This is a genomic window from Streptomyces sp. NPDC006872, from assembly GCF_040635845.1.
Classification (GTDB): domain Bacteria; phylum Actinomycetota; class Actinomycetes; order Streptomycetales; family Streptomycetaceae; genus Streptomyces.
The window spans coordinates 295797-320129 of record NZ_JBEYIL010000005.1 but is presented as its reverse complement, the minus strand read 5'-3'; the positions used below and the strand labels follow the sequence as shown (position 1 = coordinate 320129).

General features: G+C 71.4%; 18 protein-coding genes. 10 read left to right on the top strand and 8 right to left on the bottom strand.

From position 1 onward, the window contains the following. Positions 1–62 precede the first annotated feature (62 nt). The 3 genes from ABZ725_RS17240 (at position 63) to ABZ725_RS17230 (ending at position 4760) form a co-directional block, all read left to right on the top strand. On the top strand, positions 63–2675 hold the full coding sequence (locus ABZ725_RS17240) for a bifunctional FO biosynthesis protein CofGH (protein ID WP_358803473.1): 2613 nt from the start codon (positions 63–65) through the stop codon (positions 2673–2675). Positions 2676–2752: 77 nt separating this feature from the next. Then, positions 2753–3340, top strand: coding sequence for a hypothetical protein (locus ABZ725_RS17235; RefSeq protein ID WP_358803472.1), 588 nt, complete (start codon positions 2753–2755; stop codon positions 3338–3340). Between the two features lie 301 nt (positions 3341–3641). After that, on the top strand, positions 3642–4760 hold the full coding sequence (locus ABZ725_RS17230; protein WP_358803471.1) for an ADP-ribosylglycohydrolase family protein: 1119 nt from the start codon (positions 3642–3644) through the stop codon (positions 4758–4760). Between the two features lie 7 nt (positions 4761–4767). Here the strand turns inward: ABZ725_RS17230 and ABZ725_RS17225 are convergent, their stop codons facing one another. Further along, positions 4768–6327 carry a sodium:solute symporter family protein gene (locus ABZ725_RS17225; RefSeq protein ID WP_358803470.1) on the bottom strand — a complete coding sequence of 520 codons (1560 nt, stop codon included), beginning with the start codon at positions 6325–6327 and terminating at the stop codon, positions 4768–4770. A gap of 126 nt (positions 6328–6453) precedes the next feature. Continuing rightward, entirely contained in the window at positions 6454–7242 is a 789-nt protein-coding gene (locus ABZ725_RS17220) for an SDR family oxidoreductase (protein WP_358803469.1), read from the bottom strand. A gap of 91 nt (positions 7243–7333) precedes the next feature. Here ABZ725_RS17220 and ABZ725_RS17215 point away from each other — a divergent pair, with 91 nt between their 5' ends. Beyond that, positions 7334–8173: a hypothetical protein gene (locus ABZ725_RS17215; RefSeq protein WP_358803468.1), complete on the top strand. Its 840-nt coding sequence runs from the start codon at positions 7334–7336 to the stop codon at positions 8171–8173. A gap of 39 nt (positions 8174–8212) precedes the next feature. Here the strand turns inward: ABZ725_RS17215 and ABZ725_RS17210 are convergent, their stop codons facing one another. Together ABZ725_RS17210 and ABZ725_RS17205 are read right to left on the bottom strand one after the other, a co-directional pair. Continuing rightward, positions 8213–10132 (bottom strand): MFS transporter, encoded by a 1920-nt coding sequence (locus tag ABZ725_RS17210; RefSeq protein ID WP_358803467.1) that lies wholly within the window; start codon positions 10130–10132, stop codon positions 8213–8215. A 170-nt stretch (positions 10133–10302) separates the two neighbouring features. Continuing rightward, complete coding sequence (locus tag ABZ725_RS17205) at positions 10303–12738, bottom strand: D-alanyl-D-alanine carboxypeptidase (RefSeq protein WP_358803466.1); 2436 nt, start codon at positions 12736–12738, stop codon at positions 10303–10305. A gap of 239 nt (positions 12739–12977) precedes the next feature. Here ABZ725_RS17205 and ABZ725_RS17200 point away from each other — a divergent pair, with 239 nt between their 5' ends. The 3 genes from ABZ725_RS17200 (at position 12978) to ABZ725_RS17190 (ending at position 15322) form a co-directional block, all read left to right on the top strand. Then, positions 12978–13739, top strand: coding sequence for a GPP34 family phosphoprotein (locus tag ABZ725_RS17200; RefSeq protein ID WP_351904902.1), 762 nt, complete (start codon positions 12978–12980; stop codon positions 13737–13739). A 357-nt stretch (positions 13740–14096) separates the two neighbouring features. Further along, the gene (locus tag ABZ725_RS17195; RefSeq protein ID WP_351904905.1) at positions 14097–14954 is read left to right on the top strand and encodes a helix-turn-helix transcriptional regulator; all 858 of its coding nucleotides are present in this window, start codon (positions 14097–14099) and stop codon (positions 14952–14954) included. A gap of 179 nt (positions 14955–15133) precedes the next feature. Next, on the top strand, positions 15134–15322 hold the full coding sequence (locus ABZ725_RS17190; RefSeq protein WP_351904908.1) for a DUF397 domain-containing protein: 189 nt from the start codon (positions 15134–15136) through the stop codon (positions 15320–15322). Positions 15323–15444: 122 nt separating this feature from the next. Here ABZ725_RS17190 and ABZ725_RS17185 read toward each other — a convergent pair whose 3' ends face one another. The 3 genes from ABZ725_RS17185 to ABZ725_RS17175 form a co-directional block, all read right to left on the bottom strand. Continuing rightward, the gene (locus ABZ725_RS17185) at positions 15445–16404 is read right to left on the bottom strand and encodes a MerR family transcriptional regulator (protein WP_358803465.1); all 960 of its coding nucleotides are present in this window, start codon (positions 16402–16404) and stop codon (positions 15445–15447) included. A gap of 74 nt (positions 16405–16478) precedes the next feature. Further along, a complete protein-coding gene (locus ABZ725_RS17180) occupies positions 16479–16985 on the bottom strand; it encodes a glutathione peroxidase (RefSeq protein WP_358803464.1) in 507 nt (168 codons plus the stop codon). A 10-nt stretch (positions 16986–16995) separates the two neighbouring features. Then, a complete protein-coding gene (locus tag ABZ725_RS17175; protein WP_358803752.1) occupies positions 16996–18057 on the bottom strand; it encodes a winged helix-turn-helix domain-containing protein in 1062 nt (353 codons plus the stop codon). Between the two features lie 98 nt (positions 18058–18155). Between ABZ725_RS17175 and ABZ725_RS17170 the strand changes: the two genes are divergently transcribed. Further along, positions 18156–19340 (top strand): MFS transporter, encoded by a 1185-nt coding sequence (locus ABZ725_RS17170; protein WP_358803463.1) that lies wholly within the window; start codon positions 18156–18158, stop codon positions 19338–19340. Between the two features lie 307 nt (positions 19341–19647). On the opposite strand, the gene ABZ725_RS17165 is transcribed toward ABZ725_RS17170, so the two are convergent. After that, positions 19648–20082, bottom strand: coding sequence for a MarR family transcriptional regulator (locus ABZ725_RS17165; protein ID WP_358803751.1), 435 nt, complete (start codon positions 20080–20082; stop codon positions 19648–19650). 164 nt (positions 20083–20246) lie between these two features. Here ABZ725_RS17165 and ABZ725_RS17160 point away from each other — a divergent pair, with 164 nt between their 5' ends. Further along, positions 20247–21077: a hypothetical protein gene (locus tag ABZ725_RS17160; protein ID WP_358803462.1), complete on the top strand. Its 831-nt coding sequence runs from the start codon at positions 20247–20249 to the stop codon at positions 21075–21077. Next, entirely contained in the window at positions 21070–24330 is a 3261-nt protein-coding gene (locus ABZ725_RS17155) for an ATP-binding protein (RefSeq protein ID WP_358803461.1), read from the top strand. Before ABZ725_RS17160 ends, ABZ725_RS17155 begins: the two co-directional genes overlap by 8 nt. Positions 24331–24333: the final 3 nt, after the last annotated feature.

The window sequence follows — 24333 nt, the reverse complement described above, 5'->3', positions numbered from 1 at the left end:
TCCGGGAGGGACGAATCGGACGTCCCCATCGGCCCTGATCAGCCCGAACGTATGCTCAAAGGATGACGACCTCCGCGACCTCCGGAACCGGCCCCACCGAGCGCCCCGGCGCCACCGGTCCGACCGAGAACTCCATGCGTCGTGCCCTCAAACGCGCTCGGGACGGCGTCGCCCTCGACGTCGGCGAGGCGGCCGTCCTGCTGCAGGCGCGCGGCGAGGCGCTGCTGGATCTCGCCGCGTCGGCCGCCCGGGTGCGGGACGCCGGACTGGAGGCCGCCGGCCGTCCCGGGGTCATCACCTACTCGAAGAGCGTCTTCATCCCCCTCACGCGGCTGTGCCGGGACAAGTGCCACTACTGCACGTTCGTCACCGTCCCCGGCAAGCTGCGCCGCGCGGGCCACGGGATGTTCATGTCCCCCGACGAGGTGCTCGACATCGCCCGTCGCGGCGCGGCCCTCGGCTGCAAGGAAGCCCTCATCACCCTCGGCGACAAGCCGGAGGAGCGCTGGCCGGAGGCCAGGGAGTGGCTCGACGCGCACGGCTACGACGACACCATCGCCTACGTCCGCGCCATCTCCATCCGCATCCTCGAGGAGACGGGACTGCTCCCGCACCTCAACCCGGGAGTCATGACCTGGACGGACTTCCAGCGGCTGAAGCCGGTCGCGCCCAGCATGGGCATGATGCTGGAGACCACCGCCACCCGCCTGTGGTCGGAGCCCGGCGGTCCGCACCACGGCTCCCCGGACAAGGAGCCCGCCGTCCGGCTGCGCGTCCTGGAGGACGCCGGCCGCTCCTCCGTCCCCTTCACCTCCGGGATCCTGATCGGCATCGGCGAGACGTTCGAGGAGCGGGCCGACTCCCTCTTCGCGCTGCGCAAGATCTCCCGCGCCTACCACGGCATCCAGGAGCTGATCATCCAGAACTTCCGCGCCAAGCCGGACACCGCGATGCGCGGCATGCCGGACGCGGAACTCGACGAGCTCGTCGCCACGGTGGCCGTCGCCCGCCACATCATGGGCCCGTCCGCCAACATCCAGGCCCCGCCCAACCTGGTGGACAGCGAGTACGAGCGCCTGATCGGCGCCGGCATCGACGACTGGGGCGGGGTCTCACCGCTCACCATCGACCACGTCAACCCCGAGCGCCCCTGGCCGCAGATCGAGGAACTCACCGAACGCTCCCGGGCCGCCGGCTTCGAACTGCGGGAACGGCTCTGCGCCTACCCCGAGTTCGTCCGGCGCGGCGAGCCCTGGCTGGACCCGCGGCTGCTGCCGCACGTCCGCGCGCTGGCCGACCCCGAGACGGGCCTCGCGCTGCCGGACGCCGTCGTCGAGGGCCGTCCGTGGCAGGAGCCGGAGGAGGTCTTCGTCGCCTCCGGCCGCACCGAGCTGCACCGCACCATCGACACCGACGGACGCACCTCCGACCGCCGCGACGACTTCGACGAGGTGTACGGCGACTGGGGCGCCCTGCGCGAGGCCGCTGCCCCCGGCATGGCGCCCGAGCGCATCGACACCGACGTCCGCCAGGCCCTGGCGACCGCCGCCGACGACCCGACGAAGCTCACCGACGCCGAGGCCCTCGCCCTCCTGCACGCCGACGGCCCGGCCCTCGACGCCCTCACCCGCATCGCCGACGACGTCCGCCGCTCGGCGGTCGGCGACGACGTCACCTACATCGTCACGCGGAACATCAACTTCACCAACGTCTGCTACACGGGCTGCCGGTTCTGCGCCTTCGCCCAGCGCCGCACCGACGCCGACGCGTACACGCTCTCCCTCGACCAGGTCGCCGACCGCGCCCAACAGGCCTGGGAACTGGGCGCGGTCGAGGTCTGCATGCAGGGCGGCATCCACCCCGACCTGCCCGGCACGGCCTACTTCGACATCGCCCGCGCCGTGAAGGCCCGCGTCCCCGGGATGCATGTGCACGCCTTCTCGCCGATGGAGGTCGTCAACGGCGCGACCCGCACCGGCCTGTCCATCCGCGAGTGGCTGACGGCGGCGAAGGAGGCCGGGCTCGACTCCATCCCCGGCACCGCGGCCGAGATCCTCGACGACGAGGTCCGCTGGATCCTGACCAAGGGCAAGCTGCCGGCGGCGACCTGGATCGAGGTCGTCACGACGGCCCACGAGGTCGGGATCCGGTCGTCCTCGACGATGATGTACGGCCATGTCGACCAGCCGAGGCACTGGCTGGGCCACCTCCGCACCCTCGCCCGCATCCAGCAGCAGACCGGCGGCTTCACGGAGTTCGTCACGCTCCCCTTCATCCACACCAACGCGCCGGTGTACCTGGCGGGCATCTCCCGGCCCGGCCCGACGATGCGCGACAACCGTGCCGTCACGGCGATGGCCCGTCTCCTCCTCCACCCGTACATCCCCAACATCCAGACGAGCTGGGTGAAACTGGGCACGGAGGGCGCGGCGGAGATGCTCCGCTCGGGGGCGAACGACCTGGGCGGCACGCTGATGGAGGAGACGATCTCGCGGATGGCGGGCTCGTCGTACGGCTCCTACAAGTCCGTCAAGGACCTGATCGCCGTCGCGGAAGCGGCCGGCCGCCCGGCGAAGCCCCGGACCACGCTGTACGGCGAGGTGCCGGAGGAACGGCAGCGGGCGGCGAAGGCCTCGGACGGCCATCTGCCGGAACTGCTCCCGGTCCTCGACTGAGGAACCGTGGGACAGCCGCCTCACAGTACGATGATCGGACCCCTCCTGACCGAGGGGTCCCGTAGCTGAGGAGATGCGTGCCCGTGCCTGCCCGACGGCTTCCCTCCTGGGCCTGGGTCACCGGCCTGACGGCCGGCGCGATCGCCGTGGTCGTCGCCCTGACGGCACAGGCCGAGAAGGGCCCGCACCCCACGGCGTCCGCGGCCGACCGCCCGAAGGCCTCGGTGTCGGCCGACGCGAAGCCCTCGGCCTCGCCGAAGCCGTCGGCGACCCCCAAGGCGGCCCAGGTGCCCGACAGCTCGGGCACCGGCCGCCGGATCGTCTACTCCCTGGGACAGCACCGGCTCTGGCTGGTCGACGCGGACGACACGGCCCGCCGCACCTTCACGGTCTGGCCCGGCACGGTCGACCCGGTCGTCGGCAGCTACACGGTGTCGCTCCGCAAGGACGCCATCACGGGCTCGGACGGCGTGGCCATCGAGCACGTCGTCTACTTCTCCGCCGTGTCGGGCGTCAACATCGCGTTCTCCAACGCCGTCGACGGCTCCTCCCCGCCCCCGGCCGCCGCCGGCGCGCAGACCGGCGGCATCCGGATGGCCAAGGCGGACGGCACCGCACTGTGGGCCTTCGGCGAGACGGGAACGAAGGTCAGGGTCGTCGAGTAACGGGCGTTCGGCGGGCCGGGTCAGCCGTCCTGCCGCCGCTCGCCCGGCAACTGGTCGCCGATCGCGATGAACCCGGCGCCGAAGAGCAGCATGACCATCAGCGGCCCGCACGTGGACAGCGCCCGCCCCCGTATGTCGTCCCGGTGATGATCCGTGAGGTGGGGGTGGTCATGCCGGTGTCCTTACCCCACGAGGTCTCCTCCACCCCTCCACAGGACGGCCCGTGCACCGGGCGGTGACAGAGCGGTGTTCGATTACAGTGACGAGCGTCGTACGTACGGACGGTGCCCGGGAGGACTTGGTGGGTGCGACTGCCGGGCCCGTCTGGGGCCGTACCGAACAGCAGGACTTCCGCAGCCGGGTGCGCGGCACACTGCTGGGCGCAGCCGTCGGGGACGCGCTCGGGGCGCCCGTCGACGGGCTGGGCATCGAGGAGATCCGGCAGGCGCACGGCCCCGAGGGCGTCGTGGACCTGGCCCCCGCCTACGGGCGGCGCGGCGCGATCACGCACCTCACCCAGCTCACCCTCTTCACCGTGGACGGCCTGATCCGGGCCCAGGTCCGCCGTGACACCGGCGCCTGGCATCCGCCGACGGATCTGCACCGGGCGTATCTGAGATGGGCCGCGACCCAGCGCGACTGGGGCCCCGACCTGCGCCGCAAGGACGACGGCTGGCTGGCTCACGAGGAGTGGCTGTACGCGCGCCGCGATCCCACCCGGACCCTGCTCCTGGGTCTGGGCGACGATCGCATGGGCACCCTGGACGCGCCCAAGAGCCCCGGCGCGGCCGGGCCCGAGGTCGTTCCGCGCTCGGTGCCGTTCGGGCTGCTCGTCGGCTGGGAGCCGCAGCTCGTCGCGCAGTTGGCGGTGGAGTGCGCGGCGCAGACCCACGGCCACCCGACGGCGTACTTCTCGGCGGGCGCGTACGCGGTCACCGTGCATGCACTGGCCCGCGGCGAGAGCCTGGACGGCGGGGTGCAACGGGCACTCGCCCATCTGGCGGCCCGCCCGGGCCACGAGCCGGTGTCGGAGGCCCTCCAGCGGGCACTGGGCGCGGTACGCCAGGGTCTGCCGGGCCCGGCGCGGGTGGAGGAGTTGGCGGGACCGGGCACCGCGGAGGCGGTCCTCGCCGCCGCCGTCTACTGCGCCCTGGTGGCGGAGGACGTCCGCCACGGCCTGCGCCTCGCCGTGAACCACGGCGCCCCCTCGGCCCCGACGGCGGCCCTGGCCGGCGGCCTCCTCGGCGTCCTGCACGGCGAAACGGCCCTCCCGCCGGCCTGGCTGGCCGAACTGGAGGGCCGTCCCACGATCCTGGAGCTGGCCGACGACTTCGCCATGGAGATGACCCAGGGCCCGGCCCTCCACAACCCGGCGTCCGCCTCCCCCGGCTGGCTGGCCAGGTATCCCCGGGGGAGCTAGGGCCGCGCTAGTCCTTGACGGGTACGGCGTCCCGCGGTCCCGGGACCGTCGCCGCCGCGCCCGACGAGTCGTCGTCCGTGTTGATCGTCTCGATGATCGCGAGGCGTTCCGGGGTGTCCTCCGGCTTGAGGAAGCCGACGAGGATGTAGAGGACCAGGGACACGGCCAGCGGGATCGAGACCTGGTACTGGAGCGGGACTCCGCCGTCGACGTTCCAGTTGATCGGGTAGTTGACCAGCCAGAAGGCGAACAGGCCCATCGACCAGCTGATCAGCGCTGCCGTCGGCCCCGAGCGGCGGAACGGGCGCAGCAGGCCGAGCATCATCGGGATGGCCATCGGGCCCATCAGACCGGCGACCCACTTGATGACGACGGTGATGATGTCCTTGAAGGCGGGGGAGTTGACCTGCGTGGCCGCCGCCATGGACAGGCCGAGGAAGACGACGGTCGTGATCCGGGCCGCGATCAGCCCCGAACGCGCGTCCCACGCCCGCGCCCTGGCCGAGATCACGGGTGCGCAGTCCCGGGTGAAGACGGCCGCGATGGCGTTGGCGTCGGAGGAGCACATGGCCATGGTGTGCGAGAAGAACCCGACGATGACCAGGCCCAACAGCCCGTGCGGCAGCAGCTGTTCGGTCATCAGACCGTACGAGTCGGAGCCGTCCGGCTTCTTCGCGGTGACCAGCAGCGGTGACATCCACATGGGGAAGAAGAGGACGACCGGCCAGATCAGCCACAGGGCCGCGGACAGCCGGGCCGACCGCTCGGCCTCCTTCGGGGTGGCCGTGGCCATGTACCGCTGGGCCTGGTTGAGCATGCCGCCGTTGTACTCGAAGAGCTTGATGAAGAGGAACGCGAGCAGGAAGACCGTGCCGTACGGGCCGACCAGCGGCTTGCCGTGGCCCTGCAGCGCCGGTTCGTCCCAGGCGCCGAAGAACCCGATGCCCTTGTCGTTCAGCTTCAGGACGACGGCGATGAACATCGCGACACCGGCCAGCAACTGGATGACGAACTGGCCGAGTTCGGTCAGCGCGTCCGCCCACAGGCCGCCGATCGTGCAGTAGACGGCCGTGATCGCGCCGGTGATGAGGATGCCCTGGTTCAGGGAGATGCCGGTGAAGACGGACAACAGGGTGGCGATCGCCGCCCACTTGGCGCCGACGTCCACGATTTTCAGCAGCATTCCCGACCAGGCGAGCGCCTGCTGGGTCTTGAGGTCGTAGCGGTTCTTCAGGTACTCCAGCGGGGAAGCCACATGGAGTCGGGACCGCAGTCGGTTGATGCGTGGCGCGAACAGCTTCGAGCCGATGGCGATGCCGAGGGCGATGGGGAAGGACCACGTGACGAACGAGGTGACGCCGTAGGTGTAGGCGATGCCCGCGTAGCCGGTGAACATCACCGCGCTGTAGCCCGACATGTGGTGCGAGATGCCGGACAGCCACCAGGGCATCTTGCCGCCGGCGGTGAAGAAGTCGCTGACGTTGTCGACGCGTTTGTGCGACCAGACGCCGATGGCGACCATGACGCCGAAATAGCCGATGAGCACGGCCCAGTCGAGACCGTTCATGTGCGCCCTCCCAGGGTTCAGCCCGGCGCTCATCGTGGGCGCTACCGCGTGGACACGACAAGTAACCGTCGGGTCAAAGGGAGGTAAAGGAATTCGATATGGTGGTTCGTGTTCAGGTATGTGAACTCATCGCATCAGCTCCCCCGCGTTGACCAGCAACGACTGTCCGGTGATCGCCCGCGCCCGGTCCGACGCCAGGAACACCGCCGCGTCCGCCACATCCCCGTCCGTGGCGAGCTCGGGCAGCGCCATCCGCCCGGTGAGCCGCCCCAGCACCTCCTCCTCCGGCACGCCCTCCGTGTGCGCGGTGAACTGGACGAACGCCTGCACCGGAGGCCCCCACATCCACCCCGGCAGCACCGTGTTGACCCGGATCCGGTCCGGCCCCAGCTCCCGCGCCAGCGAGTACATCGCGCTGGTCAGCGCCCCCTTCGACGCCGCGTACGCTGCCTGCCGCACCTGCGAGGGCGCGGCCACCGCCGACTGCGTCCCGATGAACACGACCGACCCGCCCCCGCGAGCCCGCAGCCCCGCCAGACAGGCCCGGGTCATCCGCAGACTCCCCAGCAGGTTCACATCGATCACCGACTGCCAGGTCGTGAAGTCGGCGTCCGCGAGCCCGCCGAAGTAGGAGTCCCAGGCGGCGACCTGCACCACCGCGTCGATCCCCCCGAACCGCTCCAGCGCCAGCGCGGCCAGCGCCTCGCACTGTCCCTCGTCGGTGATGTCGGTGACCCGGTACGCCGTACTCGCCCCCGCCGGGTCGATCTCGGCCGCGCTCTTGGCGAGATGCGCCTCGGTGCGCGCCCCCAGCACGGCGTTCCCGCCGTCCCGCACGACCGCGGCAGCGATTCTGTGACCGAGCCCGGCCCCGACCCCCGACACGACGACCGTCTTGCCCGCGAGCAGTGACATCGATGACCTCCCGGCTCTGGCGTCTTATCTGACGGGGCGTCAGAGTAGGGGCCGGTGCAGAAGGACGGAAGAGGACGGAAGGGGACGACCCATGAGTGACGAGACCCGCAGCGAGACATACGCCGAACTGGCCGCCGTAGGCCCCTACGGGGTCAGCCCCGGACACGCCCTGATCACCATGGTCGAACCGCATCCCGGCCACGAGTACGCCTACAACCGCTGGTACGAGGACGACCACTACTACGCCGGCGCGATGGCCATGCCCTGGATGTTCGCGGGCCGGCGGTGGGTGGCGACCCGCGATCTCCAGCTGCTGCGGCAGCCGGAGAAGTCGGCGATCGCCCAGCCCGTCACCGCGGGCTGCTACCTCTCCACCTACTGGATCACCGACGGCCGCTACGACGACCACATGCGGTGGACGGTCGGCATCAACAAGCGCCTCAACCGGGACGCGCGGGTCTACCAGGACCGCACCCACGTCTTCACGGCCTTCCAGGACCACGAGGCGACCGTCTACCGGGACGGCGCGGCGGGACCGCGGGACTTCCACGCCCTGGACCACCCGTACGCCGGCCTGGTCGTCGAGGTGATCGACGCCGAGAGCCCCGAGCGGCGCGCCGAACTCCTGGAGTGGCTGCGCGCCCGCCACCTCCCCAAGCGGGTGGCCGGCTCCCCGACGGCCATGGTCACCGTCTTCCGCCCCACCCCCCTCCCCGGCGACCGCATGACCTACGTCAAGCAGGTCGAGGGCGTCGACACCCGCCTGACCCTCCTGTGGTTCCTGGAGTCCGACCCGAGGGACTGCTGGGACCAGCACTTCGGGGACCTGTCGGAGGCGGTGGGCGAATCCGGACTGGGCCGGGTGGAACTGCTCGCACCGTTCATCCCGACGGTCCCGGGCACGGACCGGTACGTGGCCGAACTTCGTTGACCGCTTCCCTCGACCGCTTCCTTCGACCGACTGCGTCGACTACGGCGTCGACTCCTTCAGCTCATCGGGACACGGCGTGCCGCGGGGCAGCTGGTAGGGCGCGGCGAGCCGGTACGTCCCCGCCTTCGGGGCGAGCAACATCGTCCACCTGTCGCCCTCCGCGTCCTCCTCCGTCTCGAACAGGCAGCCGTTGACGTTGTCGTACGTCTTCGGCTCTCCCTCCGCCCGGTCCTTGGACGCGTCCGTCTCCTGCGGCGGCTTCAGGCTCTTGCCCTCCGCGTCGACGACGCTCAGCCACGGCGAGTACGGGATCCGGATCAGGATCCGCCCCGCCTTCCGCACGGTGATCGTCATCTCGCCCTGCTCGGCCCGCTGCACGACCGCGTTCGGCTCCGCGAGCGGGGCCGGGTCGGTGACCTTGAACAACTGCCAGTTGGCGTCGCCCCAGATCTGCTCCAGATACGGCAGCCCCCGCTGCACCAGCTCCCGCTCCCGTTCGCCGCCGTCCCCGTCCAGCGCCTCCTTCGGGACGACGACGAAGTGCACGGCCCACCGCTGGAGCCAGTCGTGGTAGTTCGCGGAGTTGAGGGTGTCGTCGTAGAAGAGCGGGTTGCGCTCCATGTCGGCCTGGCGGTTCCAGCCGCGGGCGAGGTTGACGTACGGCGCGAGCGCGGACGCCTCCCGGTGCGAGCGGGCCGGCACGACCTCCACCCGCCCCTTCTCCGCGCCGACCTCCTGCAACTCGTTGACCAGCGGCGCCAGCTCACGCGCCCAGGAGGCCGCCGGGGTCGTCCGCACGACGTCGTCGACCGACTTGAAGCCGATCCAGCCCACGAACCCGACGAACGCCACGACGATCACGTACCACTTGCGGCTGCGCGGCACGGCGAACGGCAGCGCGGCCATCAGCACCACGCCCGTGTACAGCATCGCCAGCCGTGTGATGTTGGAGCCGATCTGCGAGCTGATCAGCCACACCAGCAGCACCCCGAGCCCGTACACGGCCGCGGTGATCCGCACGCTCTTCCAGTCGCGCGGGGCGACGTAGTAGACGACCGCCGCCGACATCAGCGGCAGCGACGCCGAGCCGAAGGCCATCGGCTGGGTGCCGGAGAACGGGAACAGCCAGGCGGAGACGGCGACGACGGCCGTCGGGGCCAGCCCCAGCGCCCATGCGCCCGGCCGCCGCTTCTGCAGGAACAGCGCGACGGCGACTATGCCCACGAAGAGCCCGGCCACCGGCGAGCCCATCGTGGCGAGCGCGGCGAGCGGCGCCGCGCAGGCGGCCTTCCAGTACCGGTGATAGCGCCAGCTGTGCGGCCAGCAGAAGACGACGGCGACCGCGCCCAGCGCGAACAGGTTGCCGAGCCCGTACGTGACCCGCCCGGACGCGGCGTTGCACAGCAGTGCGAAGACCCCGGCCAGCGCCGGCCACACGGGTTTCTTCACCGGTCGGCAGCGCAGCAGGACGAGGGTGAGGAGCCCCGCCGAGAGCGTCCCGGCGATCATCATCGTCGTCCGGACGCCGAGCACGGACATCAGATACGGCGACACCATGCTGTACGACACCGGGTGCATGCCGCCGTACCAGGCGAGGTTGTACGCGGAGTCGGGGTGCCGGCCGACGAACTCGGCCCATGCGTCCTGCGCGGCGAGGTCGCCGCCGCTGTTCGCGAAAGTGAAGAACCAGACGAGGTGCAGAACTCCGGACAGCGCCGTCATGGACAGTACGAGGTGCCGGCCGAGCCGGCCGCCGAGCCGGTCGAGAGCGGAGCGCAGCCGGGACGGCTCGGGCGGAGCCTGCGTGGGCTCCGGGACGTGGCCCTGCTCGACGTCTACCACCGGGTCACGGCTGTCGCGGTCGTGCTCGCCGGACTGGGGTGCGGGCACCCTCGCCCGCGGGCCGACGTCCGGGCCCGGACCGGTGTCGTCGGCGCGTGTCGGCTCCGCAGTGGCCACCTGAAGGCACTCCCCGTGTCCCGTCTTCTGCTCTCGGTCGCGTCCCGTTCGCGTCCGCTTCACGGCTGCGCCCTTGCGACCGGCGACCTGTCCCGTTTCGCGACGCTAGCACGCACCCCGCCGGGCGGCTGCCCGACGGGGTGAAGGAGGCTGCGTGCGAGGGACGAGGGTCAGCCGATGCGGGTCAGCTTGTCCGTGAAGCCCGGCTCGACCAGGTCCGTCTGCAGCGTGACCGGCACCTTGACCGCGCTGCTGGAGCCGTCCCCGACGGTGAGCGTGCCCACCTGGGCGCCGGCCTTCGCGGTGTGCGGGACCTCGCCGGCGGCGAAGGACAGCTTCACCGTCAGCCCGGCCCAGCCGACCGCCGGGACGTCCTTGGTGACGACGACCGGCGTGTGGTGGCCCATCTTGTCGTCCACGTACCCGACGACGTCGCCCTTCTTCACGATCTTCGCCGAGGTGAGCGCGTCCTGGGCGGCGAGCAGCGCGGTCTTGCTGACCGCGTTGACCGTCGCGAGGATCTTCTGCTTGTGCTGGCCCAGGACCGCGCCGACGATGGTCACCGTCCGTCCGTCGACCTCCTTGCGGGAGGCGAAGAGCAGGTTGCCGCCGGCCGCGGTGGTGCTGCCGGTCTTGATGCCGATCGCGCCGATCAGATACGGCAGCTCGTTGTAGTTGTTCCAGTACTTGCCGGAGGGGTCGGTCCAGCTGGCCGCGCCGGAGATCGCGACCAGGGCCGGGACCTGCACGAACGCACGGCCCAGCTTCACCTGGTCCTCGGCCGTGGAGACGGTGGTCTCCTTCAGGCCCGAGGGGTCGGTGTACGTCGTGTTCGTCATCCCCAGTTCCTTGGCGGTGGCGTTCATCTTCTTCACGAACGCCGCCTCCGAGCCCGCGTCCCAGCGTGCGAGCAGCCGCGCGATGTTGTTGGCGGAGGGGATCAGGACGGCCGACAGGGCCTGCTTCTCGGTGAGCTTGTCGCCGGCCTTGACGGTGTTGAGCGTCGACTCGTCGCCGGTGACGTCGTAGCCGCCCTCCTTCTCCGCCGTCGCGTCGACCTCGATCTCCGGGCCCTCTTCCCCGGCCTTCATCGGGTGGTCCTTGAGGATGATGTACGCGGTCATCGTCTTGGCGACCGAGCCGATGGCCACGGGCGTCTGCTTGCCGAAGCTGCCCATGGTGCCGACGCCGTCGATGTCCATCCAGCCCTGGCCCTCGTTCGGCCAGGGCAGTTGCGTCTTGCCGCCGTCGAAGGTGTACGCGTCCTTCGCGGTGAGCGTCAGCGCGGGCGCCGGCAGCGGTCGGACGGCCTGCGCGATCGCAAACACGACCAGCAGCAGGATGACCAGTGGCGTCCAGATCTTGATCCGCCGGCCGAGCGTGCGCATCGGGGTCGGCGGGGGCGGCGGGGTGTTCGTCAGCTCGGCCAGCAGGTCCAGCGGCGGCTTCGGCGGCAGCGGCTGCTGCGTGGTCCGCTCGGGGCCGACCTGCGGGACGAGCGCGGTGACGTCCTGCTTGGGTCGTCGGGGCTCGTCGAGCGGCTTGAGCGCGACGAACCGGCTGGTCCGCTCGGCGGGGGGCGCCTCGGCCTCGGCCTTGGCCTCGGGCGCAGCTTCGGCCTTGGCCTTGGTCTCGGCTTCGGTCTCGTCCTTGCCCGGCTTGGGCTTGGGCCTGGCGGCGTCGCCCAGCTTCAGCATGGTGGTCGGCTGGTCGACGGCGGGCTTGGGCCGGGGGGCCTTGAAGACGGCGGTGGGCTGGTCGACGGGGGAGTCGTCCGCGGCCTCGGCCTCGTCGGCCTTGTCGTCCTTATCCGTCTTGCCGGTCTTGTCGGTCCCGTCGGCGTCGGAGGCCCACTTCGGCGCGGGCTTGGAGACCGGCTTGGCCTCGGCCTCGGGCGCTGCGTCCTCGGGCTCGTCGGACTCGTCGGCCTCCTCGGCAAGGCTCTCGGAACGTTCCTCCACGTCGGCATCGGCGACGGCATCGGCGACGACATCGGTGTCGGCATCGCCGTCCGTCTCGCCGTCCGTGTCCTCGTCCGCCGAGACCACCCACTGGGCCACAGCCGCCCGCAGGCGCTCGTCACCGCCCCCGGAGTCGCCCGTGGGGCCCTCGGAGGCGCTCACGGCCTCCTCGACGCCCTCAGGGCCGTCCTGGGCGGTCTCCTCGGCCTCGGTCTCCGCAGCGGCCTCTGTGGGCTCCTCGGCGTCCTCGGGCTCCTCGTCGGCCTCGCCCTCGCCCTCGGCCTCGTCCGCGGCTTCCGCCTCGGTCTCGTCCGCGGCTTCCGCCTCGGTCTCGGCGGCGCTCTCGACGCTCTCGGCGGTCTCGCCGTCCTCGTCCTCGGTCTCGGACTCCGCGGCGGCCTCCGTGGGCTCCTCCGGGTCCTCGGTCTTCAGGTCCCGTACCGAGAACACTCGCGTCGCCGTGTCCACGCCGCCGCGCGACGCGGACGGCTCGGCCTCCCGCGCCACCGCGACCCGCGGGTCGCGGACCTCGCGGACGGCGCCGTCACGAGACTCGCGTGCTTCGGGAACCGTGCCCGCGCTCCCCGACGTCGGTTCTGCCGACGACTCGCGCTGCTTCGACCTGTCGGGGGACTCGCCCGCCACCGATGCCTCCTCCTTGTGCCGCACGCCCACCGCGCGCGCCTGCCGAACCGTGAACCCGCCCCGCCCCGGACCGTCTTGCAGGTGTCCGAACCATGTACCAGTGTCCTGTGTAGTGAGCTTGGCTCCTGCGGTAGACGAGAACGACATACCTACTGGTTCCACTACAAACAGGTCACGCACCCTCGACAGACCAATGTGAGAGGGGTCACCCTGTCATTCATCCACGCGGGGAGGCATGGATGGGCAGGAGCCGCAGAACACTTCCGGAAGAGCTTTTGCTGCTGGCGTTGGACCCGACCACGGGTACCACCGCACAGCCGCAGTCGCTCGACCTCGGTCTGGCCGGAGCGCAGCTAGTGGAGCTCGCGCTGGCCGGACGGATAGCCCCTGACGGGGATCGTATCGCCGTGGTGGCACCACGGCCGACTGGAGATCCGACACTGGACTGTGCGTTGGAGTTGCTGCGAAGGCGTGGCGCTCCGGTACGTGCCGTCCACTGGATCGGCGGGCCGCGCCTTGGGCTGCGCCAGACCTACCTCTCGCATCTGGAGCGGTGCGGCATGGTGCATGCCGTGGCGGGCCAGATGTGCGGAGTCTTGCCGACGACTCGCTATCAGGCGACGGACAACGAGATCAGCCGGGAGATCAGGGCCCGGCTGGACTCCGCGATCCGCACCGGCGTACCGCCGGACCCGCGGACCGCCGCGCTCGCCGCACTGGCGCACGCGGTCGGCCTCGGCAAACACCTGTATCCGGGGAACGAGGGACGTTCGTCCCGCTCCCGGCTGCGGGACCTGATCAGGCACGACCCGATGGGCGGCCTCGTGGCGCACGCCGTGATGGACGTCCAGAACGGTGCGGCGGCACAGCCGCGCCGCAACCAGGCAGCACCCCCCGGCCGTCAGGCCGGACCGGGCGCCGCCAGGCCCGCTCCGGAGCCAGCCCGTGGCGTTCCGGCGCAGCCGCGCCGCGGTCCCATGGCGCGTGTCGTGGCCCACTGAGCCGCAGTTCCACGACACCGCGCACAAGGGACCGCAGACAAAGCAACAACGTAAGGCGTAATAAGGCGACAACGCAGTAGCGCAACAACGCAAGCCCGTTCGGGAGCCGCCGCGGCCCGCGCGGGGTGATGGGACGTCACTGACCCATCGCCCCGCGCGGACGCATGTCGGGAGTCCGGACAGACCCTGGGGCTCTGGGGCCCTGGCCGGAAGCCTGTCGGGGGACTGACCCGAACTGGCGTGTACCGGCCGCATATCCACCGTTTTCCAGCGGTAGAAAGCACCTTGGTGGCAGTCTGCTCAACAGCAGATACGCAAAGTGTTAGTTACAGGCACGCAGCCGGAGGTGCACGTCCCGTGGCGTCCAATGTCAATCCCACTGTCAGGCGACGCCGGCTGGGCCAGGAGCTGCGTCGGCTCCGTGAGCTCAAGGGCATGACGGCCGAAGAGGTCGCCGAGCGCCTGCTGGTGTCGCAGTCGAAGATCAGCCGGCTGGAGAACGGCCGGCGCAGCATCAGTCAGCGTGACGTCCGCGACCTGTGCGGGGTGTACGAGGTCGAGGACCAGCGGATGGTCGACTCGCTGATGGAGATGGCCAAGGACTCCCGCCAGCAGGGCTGGTGGCATGCCTTCGGCGATGTCCCGTACAGCGTCTACATCGGCCTGGAGACGGACGCGGCGAGCCTGCGCGTGTACGACCCGCAGGTCGTGCCCGGGCTGCTGCAGACCCGTCAGTACGCGGAGGCGCTGATCTCGGGCGCGCTGCCGGAGACCGCGCACACGGAGATCGAGAAGCGTGTGCAGGTGCGCATGCGTCGGCAGGAACGTGTCTCCTCCGGTGAGAACCCGCTCAGGTTGTGGAGCGTCATGGACGAATCCGCGCTCCGGAGAGTCGTCGGCAGCCGTGAGCTGATGCGGGAGCAGCTGGAACACCTCGTCGAGCAGTCCCAGTTGCCGCATGTCACCGTGCAGGTGATCCCGTTCGACATGGGCGCGCATCCGGGTCTGAACGGCCAGTACGCGATCCTGGAGTTCCCGGACACGGCCGACTCCAGCGTCGTCTACATCGAGGGCGTCACCAGCGACCTCTACCTGGAGAAACCGAACGATGTGCAGAAGTACAGCGTGATGTACGAGCATCTGCGCGCGCAGGCTCTGAACGTGGACCAGTCGCGTCAGTTCATCGCCGACATCGCCAAGAAGTACGTGCCGTGAGCGAGAAGTGCCGCATGATAAACCCTCACCCCGTCAGGATGGAAGTTTCCATTGGAATATGTCATCCGGTCGAGTGAATAGTCGCTTCGTCAGTCGATGTTGGCGAGTAGCGTCGATCACGCCATCGAGCAACAAGGTTGGCGCGAACCGCAACTCAACAACTGCACTCCGGAGCAAAAATGGCAATTCGTCAGGGCAGCGCGCACACGTGGACCAAGTCCTCGTACTCCACGGGCAACGGTGCGTGCGTCGAGGTCAAGTCGCCGGTACAGGCGCTGGTCGTCCGGGACTCCAAGGTTCTGGACGGTCCGACGCTCGTGTTCCCCGCCGACGCGTGGAGCGACTTCGTGGCATCGGTCAAGTCATAGGGGCCGGTTACCGCGACAACTGCATAAGAACCAACCACGGGCCCTCTCGTCCAGATCGCCGTCCTAGCCGAGAGGGCCCGGTGCTTTCACCGGCTACGCATGCTGCACAGGAGTGACCGGGGTCACTGGGGTGATCGGGTGACCGGGAACGCCACGTCGCAGACCGGGTCCTCGGCTCCGGCGGCGTCCCAGTCGGCGAAGTAGATCTCCCGGCAGGGCCCGTCGTACTCCCAGCCCTCCCGCTTCATCCATGCCTCCACCGCCTCGAAGGCGGCGATGATCTGCGGATGCGCGACCTGCGCCTTGGCGATCCGGGTGTACGCCAGCCGCCGGGCCGGCTCCACCCGCACCCGGATCTGCCGTCCCCGCTCCCGCTCCTGGCCGGACGCCCAGGCCCGCGCCGCCGCCTCGTCGGCGACCGGCACACAGGACTCCGCGGGGCCGTCGCTCTCCATGGACACCTCGGAGTGGTAGACGACGAACGGTGCGCCGACGCTTCCTCCGCACTCCCCGGCCGCAGCCTCCAGCCGGCCCAGCGAGGCGGGGATCCAGGTGGGCAGCTCGTCCGCGAGCGTGTGGCGTGACTCGGTGATGATCACCTGCTCGGGCATGTCGACCAACCGGACCTCGAACTTCTCGTACATCTCGGAGCTCCTCCCCGACAGACGTGCACGGAGGTAGGCGGCGAGGGTGCGCTGCGCGGCGAACCGGGTCTCGACCTCGCCCCAGTAGGCGGCGAGCAACTCCCCGGCATCGGACGGGCCGGCATCGGACGGGCCGGATCCGTCAGATCCGTGAGCCCTGTCAGTGGTCTCCACCACGTCCGCGATCCGCGCGAGCGGCATGTCGAGCCGGCGCAGCATGGCCACCAGCCGGGCGCGGTCGACCTGGTCGGCCCGGTAGTAGCGGTAGCCGCTGGTCTCGTCGATGTACGCCGGGGCGAGCAGCCCGAGCCGGTCGTAGAGCCGCAGCGCCTTGGCGGACAGCCGGGCCCGCGCGGCGAACGCACCGATGGTGAGCAGAGCGCCGCGGTCCGTCACATCCCCTGCGCTGCCTGCGCTACCTGCGCTGCCTGCGTCCATCTCGCCATCCTCCGTCACCGGGCGGTCTGATGCGCCCGGTGACGAGGAGACTGCGCCTTGCCCCAGGGGCAAGGTCAACCGGCGAGCTGCGCCTCGATCGCGGCGACGAGCTCGGCGGCCTCGGGCTCGGTCTGCGGGGAGAAGCGGGCGACGACGGAGCCGTCCCGGCCGATCAGGAACTTCTCGAAGTTCCAGCGGATGTCGCCCTCGTGGCCCTCGCCGTCCGCGAACCCGACGAGCCGCTCGTACAGCGGGTGCCGGTCCTCGCCGTTGACCTCGATCTTCTCGGTCAGCGGGAAGGACACGCCGTAGGTGGCCGAGCAGAACTCGGCGATCTCCTCGGCGCTGCCGGGCTCCTGCCCGAGGAACTGGTTGCAGGGCACGCCGAGCACGGTGAAGCCCTGGGTGGCGTACTGCTCCTGGAGCTTCTCCAGGCCGGTGTACTGCGGGGTCAGGCCGCACTTGGAGGCCACGTTCACCACCAGCACGGCCTTGCCCGCGTACTGCGAGAGCTCCGCGGAGCCGCCCTTGAGAGCGCCGATCTGGACATCGAGGGGAGAGGAACCGGCATCAGTAGTCATGCCTCGGATGCTAGCCCCGCAAGGTGACCCCACCCCTTCCGGGGGCACCCTCCACTTCAGGCTCCGGCCCCGCGGCCGCCCCCGTCAGGACCTCGCCCGCAGTCGTGCGGGAGTACAGCACCGAGCGACCCGCGCGGTGGCGTCGTATCAGGCCTGCGTCACGCAGGACCTTCAGGTGGCGGCCGATCGAGCCGAGGGGCTGGTGGGTCAGGGCCGCCAGCTGGGTGGTGCTCAGGGGAGTGGCGAGAAGTACCAGGACGGTCGCCCGGGACCGGCCCAGCAGGGCCGCCAGCGCGGTCGGTGCGGCATGGGCGCGGTGGGCCTCGGCCAGCGCTCCTGTGCAGGGGTAGACGACCGCGTACCGGCCCTGCCTCGCTGCCTGTCCCTCTCCCTCTCCCTGTCCGTGTTTCTGTTCCTCCCAGGACACCCAGCCTGTTTTCGGGGTCACCGGGACGAACACCAGTTCCGCGCCGGAGATCTCGCGGGGCGGGTACTCGTGCAGGTTGACCTGGAAGCGGCTCTCGCCGAGCCACCGCGTCCCCGGCCGCAGCGAGTCCAGGACGGCGGCCCAGCCGCCCTGGCTGACCTGCGCGGTCCGCGCGACGACATCGGCCTCCAGGACGCGCCGACGCCGATCCCAGTACGGCCGTACGCCCGTCTCCCACACGTACTCCAGCAGCTCGGCCGCCCGCTCGGGGAGGTCGTCGCGGTCCAGGGCGGCGGGGAGCGGGCCGGCCAGCGACGTCCGCAGATGCGCGCGGGCGTCCGCCGGACGCGCCGCCCGTACCCGGGCCACGCCCTCCTCGAAGCTCTCGCCGTCCCGCGGGGTGGGCGTGAGGAAGTCGGCGATCCAGCTCCGCCCCAGCCCCGCGCGCACCAGCGTCGCGGTCACCGGGTCGGCGGTGAGCCGAGCGCGGTAGGCGGGCAGGTGGGCGTGCAGCCACTCCTGCTCGCCGGGGTGCGCGCCCACGCGCGTGTGCAGCAGCTTCAGGCTCGCGAAGGTCTCGGCTAGCGGCGACAGCACGAACCGGCTGCGGGCCAGAGTGTCCGCGTTCATCTGCCACCAGCCCACGACGACGACCCCTCCCCGCACCTGTCCCCGCACCTACGACGTTTCGCGTGACCGCGAAACAATAACCGCCGCTCCCCGGCCCGCCCCAGACTCCCCGCATGACCGGCCACACGTACCGACAGCTCTTCCGCGTCCCGGAATTCACGCCCCTCTTCCTCTCCTCCGCCGCCCACACCGCCGCCCAGACGGTGAGCGGACTCGCCCTCGGCACGCTCGTCTTCCGGGCCACCGACTCCCCGCTGCTGTCGGCGGTGAGCATGTTCGGTCCGTCGCTCGCGCAGGTGCTGGGCGCGACCGTCCTCCTCTCGGGCGCCGACCGGCTGCCGCCGAGGTCGGCGCTGACCGGCCTCTCCCTCGCCTTCGCCGCCGCGACGGCCGTCATGGCGCTGCCCGGACTGCCGGTGTGGGGCGTCTTCGCCGTCGTACTCGTCCAGGGGCTCATCGCCTCGCTCGGCGGCGGCGTCCGCTGGGGCCTGCTGAACGAGATCCTCACCAAGGACGGCTATCTGCCGGGGCGTTCGCTCTTCAACATGATGAGCGGGCTGATGCAGATCACCGGATACGCCGCCGGTGGCGCCCTGGTGACCGTCCTGTCCCCGCGGCCCGTCCTCCTGCTCGCCGCGCTGCTCTACGCGACCGCGGCCGTGGTCGCCCGCCTCGGACTGACCGTGCGCCCGCCGCGCGTCTTCGGCCGGCCCTCGGTCGCGGTGACCCGGCGCACGAACGCCGCCCTGTGGTCCTCCCGGCCCCGCCGCCTCACCTATCTGGGACTGTGGCTCCCCAACGGCCTCGTCGTCGGCTGCGAGGCGCTCTTCGTGTCGTACGACCCCGAGGCGGCGGGCACGCTGTTCGCGTGCGCGGCGCTGGGCATGCTGGCCGGGGACGTGCTCGTGGGCCGCCTTCTGCCGTCGAGCCTGCGCCCCCGCCTGGCCGCCCCGCTCCTGCTGCTCCTCGCCGCCCCCTACACCCTCTTCGCCCTGCACCCCGCGCTACCGCTCGCCGCGGCCTGCGCGGCCCTCGCCTCCGTCGGCTTCGGCGCGAGCCTGGTCCAGCAGGAGCGGCTGATGGCCCTCACGCCCGCCGAACTCAGCGGCCAAGCCCTGGGGTTGCACTCGGCCGGGATGCTCACCATGCAGGGCGTGAGCGCGGCCCTCGCGGGCTCGGTGGCCCAACTCACCTCACCCGCCACGGCGATGACGGCCATGGCACTGACCTCGATCGCGGTCACCCTGGCGCTGCAACTCGCCACACGAACCACGCACGCCACCACTGCCAACGCCTGAACCGCCCTGAGCGGGTCGGGCGAAGCCAGCTGCGGTGCGGCAGCGCCCTGTAGGGGCGCGACCGGCCACGATGGCGCCGCAGCAGAACGACGGCACATCGCGGCACTTCCGGCGGAGCGCTCAGGACCTGTCCGGCCGATCATGCCGCAGACGCGGGGTGTGGCACGCACATCTGCCGCGTTGTCGTCAGTCGCCGACGCTCCGCGTCGACTCCCTCCTCCGCCTTGCAGCTGCACGCACCACACCCCGCTCACCGGCACCACCGAGGCACCGCTGATTTCCTGCGACTTGATCGGCCGGACAGGCCCTAGTCGTCAGGGTCGGTGAAGACCTCGGGCACCTTGTTGTCGAGGACCACGCGGGCGAGGAGCGCGGCCAGGCGGTCGCGCTCGTTCGTGTGCAGCGCCGACGGCAGCTTCTCGAGGCGGCGGCAGGTCTCGTCGCAGAATTGGTGCGCGAGCCGGTCGCCGTCCTCGGTGAGCCCGACGCGCACGGCCCGTCCGTCCCGCGGATCGGGCTCGCGCCGGACCAGCCCGCGTTGGACCGTCCGGTCCACGAGCCCGGTCAGGCTGGACTTGGAGAGTCCGAGCATCTCGCCGAGCTCGCTCATGCCGTACGGCTGCGGCATCAGCACGCACAGCAGCTGCCCCTGCTGCGGGGTGATGCCGTAGGCGCGGCTCGACTCGGCGTACACGGCGTTCACGAGGAACGTCGACCGTACCAACGCGGTCACGACGCCCATCTGTTCACCTGCGGCTTTCCCCATGGGGGAGAAGGGTATCGGGGCGGCTCGCACGGTTTCAGGAGGCCCCTTCCCGGCAATTGGCCGACTGCGCACGAGGGCAGCGCCGATGGCGCTTTTCTTGCCATAATCGAGGCCGGGGACGAACCGGGGGTGGTGGATTCATGGCGGACGTTGTCGTCGTACATGGCATTTTCGCCGAGAGGTCGAGTCGTGACGAGATTCACGACACCTGGCTGGCCGCACTGCGCGAGGGATTGCGGAATGTTCGGTTCCGCGAAGTCGACGGTCTCACGGTCGAATGTGTTTTCTACGGGTACCTGTACAACGACGGAAAAGCGGGACCCGCCTGGCAGTACGAGATCGGGGACATCGCGCCCGGACTCGAGCAGGAGCTGTTGATCTCCTTCGCGGAAAGCGTCGACGACCCGTCGCAGGACGAGGCGCCGGGCAAGGCCGCATACGCCCCGCGGAGTGTGCAGTGGGCCATCGACAAGCTGCAGAGACGCAAGTTTCTCGGTGGCACGAACGCGGCGATTCTCGGGCTCGTCAAGCAGGTGGCCCGCTATCTGCGCGACCCGGATTTCAAGAAGAAGGTGCACGCCGAGTTCAGCGCCGCGATGGAGACCGGGCCGCGGCTCGTCGTCGCCCACTCGCTGGGCAGCGTCGTCGCCTACGACTGGCTGCGGTCCAACCCGCGGACCTCCGCGACGACCCTCATCACCCTCGGCTCACCGCTGGGGCTGCGGCCCGTCCTGCGTGAGCTGCACCCGTACCTCGACTCCTGCCAGGCCCCCTGGCCGGTCGGCATCGACACCTGGGTGAACGTCGCCGCGAAGGAGGACGTCGTCGCCACCGTGAAGGAACTGGACGGACTGTTCGCCGGGAAGATCCACGACCTCCTCGCCGCCAACTCCCGCCGCACCGCCCACGACGCCGTCGTGTACCTGAAGAACGTCCATACGTCCAAGTCGGTGAAGGTGGCTCTTGGCTGAGGGTTCCGGGCAGGCGGGCCGGGCGGGGTACTTCTGCATTTCGGGCCGGCCCAAGTACGGCGGGACCTTCGCGGATCTGGAGCTGTTGCCGAAGGAGGTACAGGCCGTCCGCAAGGGACTCGGCGCGCTCGGGCTGACCGAGCTGTTCGCCGACGAGGTCAAGGCCAAGGCCAAGGCCAACGGCGAGAGCGAAGAAGGGTACGCCCTCACCCACGCGGAGCTCTGCGTCGCCCTGGACGGCTGGAGCAAGCGCGCCGACAAGGGCGAGGGTGAGCGGACGGCGACGCTGATCGTCTACGCGACCGGCCACGGCCACCAGGAGGACCACCAGTGGATGCTCGTGCCGCCGGAGCACGACGACCCCCTGGGCCCGCTCGCCCTCCTTCTGCCCGCCACCCTGATCGCCGGCTTGAAGAAGCGGACGGACCTCGCCCAGGTCCTGCTCATCCTGGACGCCTGCGGGGCCGGACCCGGCGGCGAGCAGACCCTGCTGGACACCATGGAGAAGTCCCGGTACCGGGACGTCGACGGCCAGTTCGACCTGTGGGTCGTGGCCGCCGCCCGGCGGGCCGAGACGGCTCGGCAGACCGTGTTCTCCGACGCGTTCACCGCCGCGCTGCGCGACACCGCCGTCCGGTCCTTCGACCAGGCGCACCTGGATCTGGCGAAGGTGATGGACTCCGTCCAGGAAGCCCTGAGCCGCACCTCGCAGAAGGCGCGGATCGTCGCCGGTCACGAGGACCCGCACTGCCGGACCCTGCCCAACCCGCTGTTCATGCCCTCCGAACCGCCGGGCGGGCTCCCGGCCGGGTGGAGTCGGAGCTCCCGTGGGGTGCTCAACCAGGAGGCGCCCGGGTGGTACTTCACCGGCCGTGAGGCCGCGCTGCGCACCGTCCTCGACCATCTGTCCGGCGCCGGATCCGCTCCGCCGCTGTGGCTGACCGGTTCCCGCGGCAGCGGCAAGACCGCGGTCCTCGGCCGGATCGCCACCACCGCGACGGCGGACCTTCGTGCCGGGCTCCCGGTCGTGGCCCGGCAGGGCGTCCTGCCCGTCGGCGACCTCGCCCTGGCGGCGGTCGACGCGCGCGGCCGCACCGCCGACCGGCTGGCCGCCGAGATCGCCCGCCGGCTGAAGCTCACCGCCGCCGAGAGCGTCGCCGACCTGCTGGCCGAACTCGGCGGTGGAAACAGCCGAAGCGGTGGAAACGGTGGAAACGGCGGAAACGTCCGGGGCGTCATCGTCGATCACGTCGACGAGGCGGACGCGCCCGACGCCGTACTGGCCGACCTGATCGGGCCGTTGGCCGCGCTGCCGGACGTCCGGGTGGTGCTCGGCGCCGCGCGTCCGCTGCCCGGGCACCCCGCCGACCTCACCGTCGACCTCGACGAACCGGCGCACCGCGGCCCCGCCGCCGTGGGCGCCTACCTGCGGACCCGGCAGGACTATGGCGCTCCGGGGGCTCCGGGCGCTCCCGGCCCACCGGAAGTCGTCACCGCCCTGGAGCGGATCTGCGGCGGCTGCTTCGCGGCGGCGGTCGCGGCGGCGGACGTCCTGGTCCGGGACCGCCTCGACTCCCTCGACCGGGCGTCCGAGGCCGCCGCCGAGCGGCTCGACCACCTGCTCCGCCGGACGCTGGGCGAGTTCCTCCCCCAGCCGGTGGCGGACGCGGCGGTCGACGTCCTCACCGCGCTCTGCTCCTTCCACGACGACCTCTTCCTCGACCTGCCGACCTGGGCCGCCGTCACCGCGCGCAGCGCCCAGACCCCGGTCGACGCAGCGGAGCTGGAGGCCGGCCTGGCCGCCTGCCGGACCTTCCTGGAGCGGCGGGACGCCACCGTCCGTCCGCCCGGGAAGCCGCAGCGAGCGGTGCGGGCCGTGCTGCGGCAGCTGCTCGACGAGATCGGCCCCGACTCCGTCGGCTTCTCCGGCTGGGAGCGCGTCGCGCCCCACCTGCTCGACATCCTCGCCGCGGCCGCGGCCGATCCCGTCGGCGACGTCGGCCGGCTTCTGGACGACCCCGGGTTCCTGCTCGCGTTGCCGCGACCCACCATGACCCGGACGGTCAAGGCCCTGCGCGGCCCGGACCAGGCCGCGCGGGCCGCCGTGTGGAACGCCCAGCCGCGGCAGGCCGAGCCGCACCAGCGCCGGTTCGCCCTCGCGCTCGCCGCCACCCGGCGCGGACTCGCCGACCTCGCACAGGCCGTGGGGCCGGTCGCCGCGCCGTGCGGATCGCTGGAGGTGCGCTGGGCGCGGCCGGGCGTCCGCGAACGGCACACCGCCACGCGCGTGTCCGTCGCCGGGAGTCCCGGACCCGGCTCCGTCATCACCGCGCACGACGACGGCACGCTGGTGTGGTGGGACGGCGGCAGCGGCGAGCAGGGGCCGTCGCGGCAGATCGCCGACAGCCGCATCGTCGGCCTGCACCTGCTGGAGACCGCTGACGGGGCCGCCGCCCTCGTAGTCCTCGCCGACGGCTCGGTGCTGCGCTGCGCCCCGGACGCCGACCGGGCGCCGGACCAGGTCCTGCGCGCCGGGCGGGGCGAGCTGCCCGGCCCCTCCGCGGGCCATCCGGCAGGCTTCCTCGCCCTCGGCGACGGCCCGGCCGTCGAGGTCCTGGCCGTGGGCCCGTCGGGCGGCGACCTGGAGCAGGTGGGCCGCGAGCCGTTCCGGCAGACGGTCGTCGCGACGGCCCTGGCGGGCCCGCCCGACGACCCGGTCCTCTGGGCGGCGACCCTCGACGGCGTGGTCCACCGCTGGTCCCCGGCCGCACCCGGCGCACCGCGCAGGGTCGCGCTGTGCCCGAACCCCGTGCGGCTGGCCGCTGCCGCGGACGGTGAGACGGCCGTGATCGTCGACGCGGACGGCAACTGCACGTTCGTCGGCGGCGCGGCCGCCCTCGCGGGCGCGGTCCCGGCACTGCGCCGGAACCTGCGGGCCGTCGAGCTGACCGCCGACTGGTTCGTCGTCGCGGGCGGCGACGCGGCCGGGTACGGGCAGGGGCCCGGTGGCGGCGCCGGCGGGAACTGGCTGGACACGTACAGCGTCACCGACGGCAGCAGCGCCCGCTGGCCGCTCGACGGACTGCCCACGGGGATCCGCTCCCACGGGGCGGACGGCCTGGTCGTGGTGACGTCCCGCGCGCCCGCCCTGCTGCGCGCCCGCACCGACCCGAAGCACAGCGTTTCGCAGCACCGCAGCTCGCAGTACGGAATGTCACAGCACGGAATGTCGCAGTTCGGCCGCAGGAGGTAACCC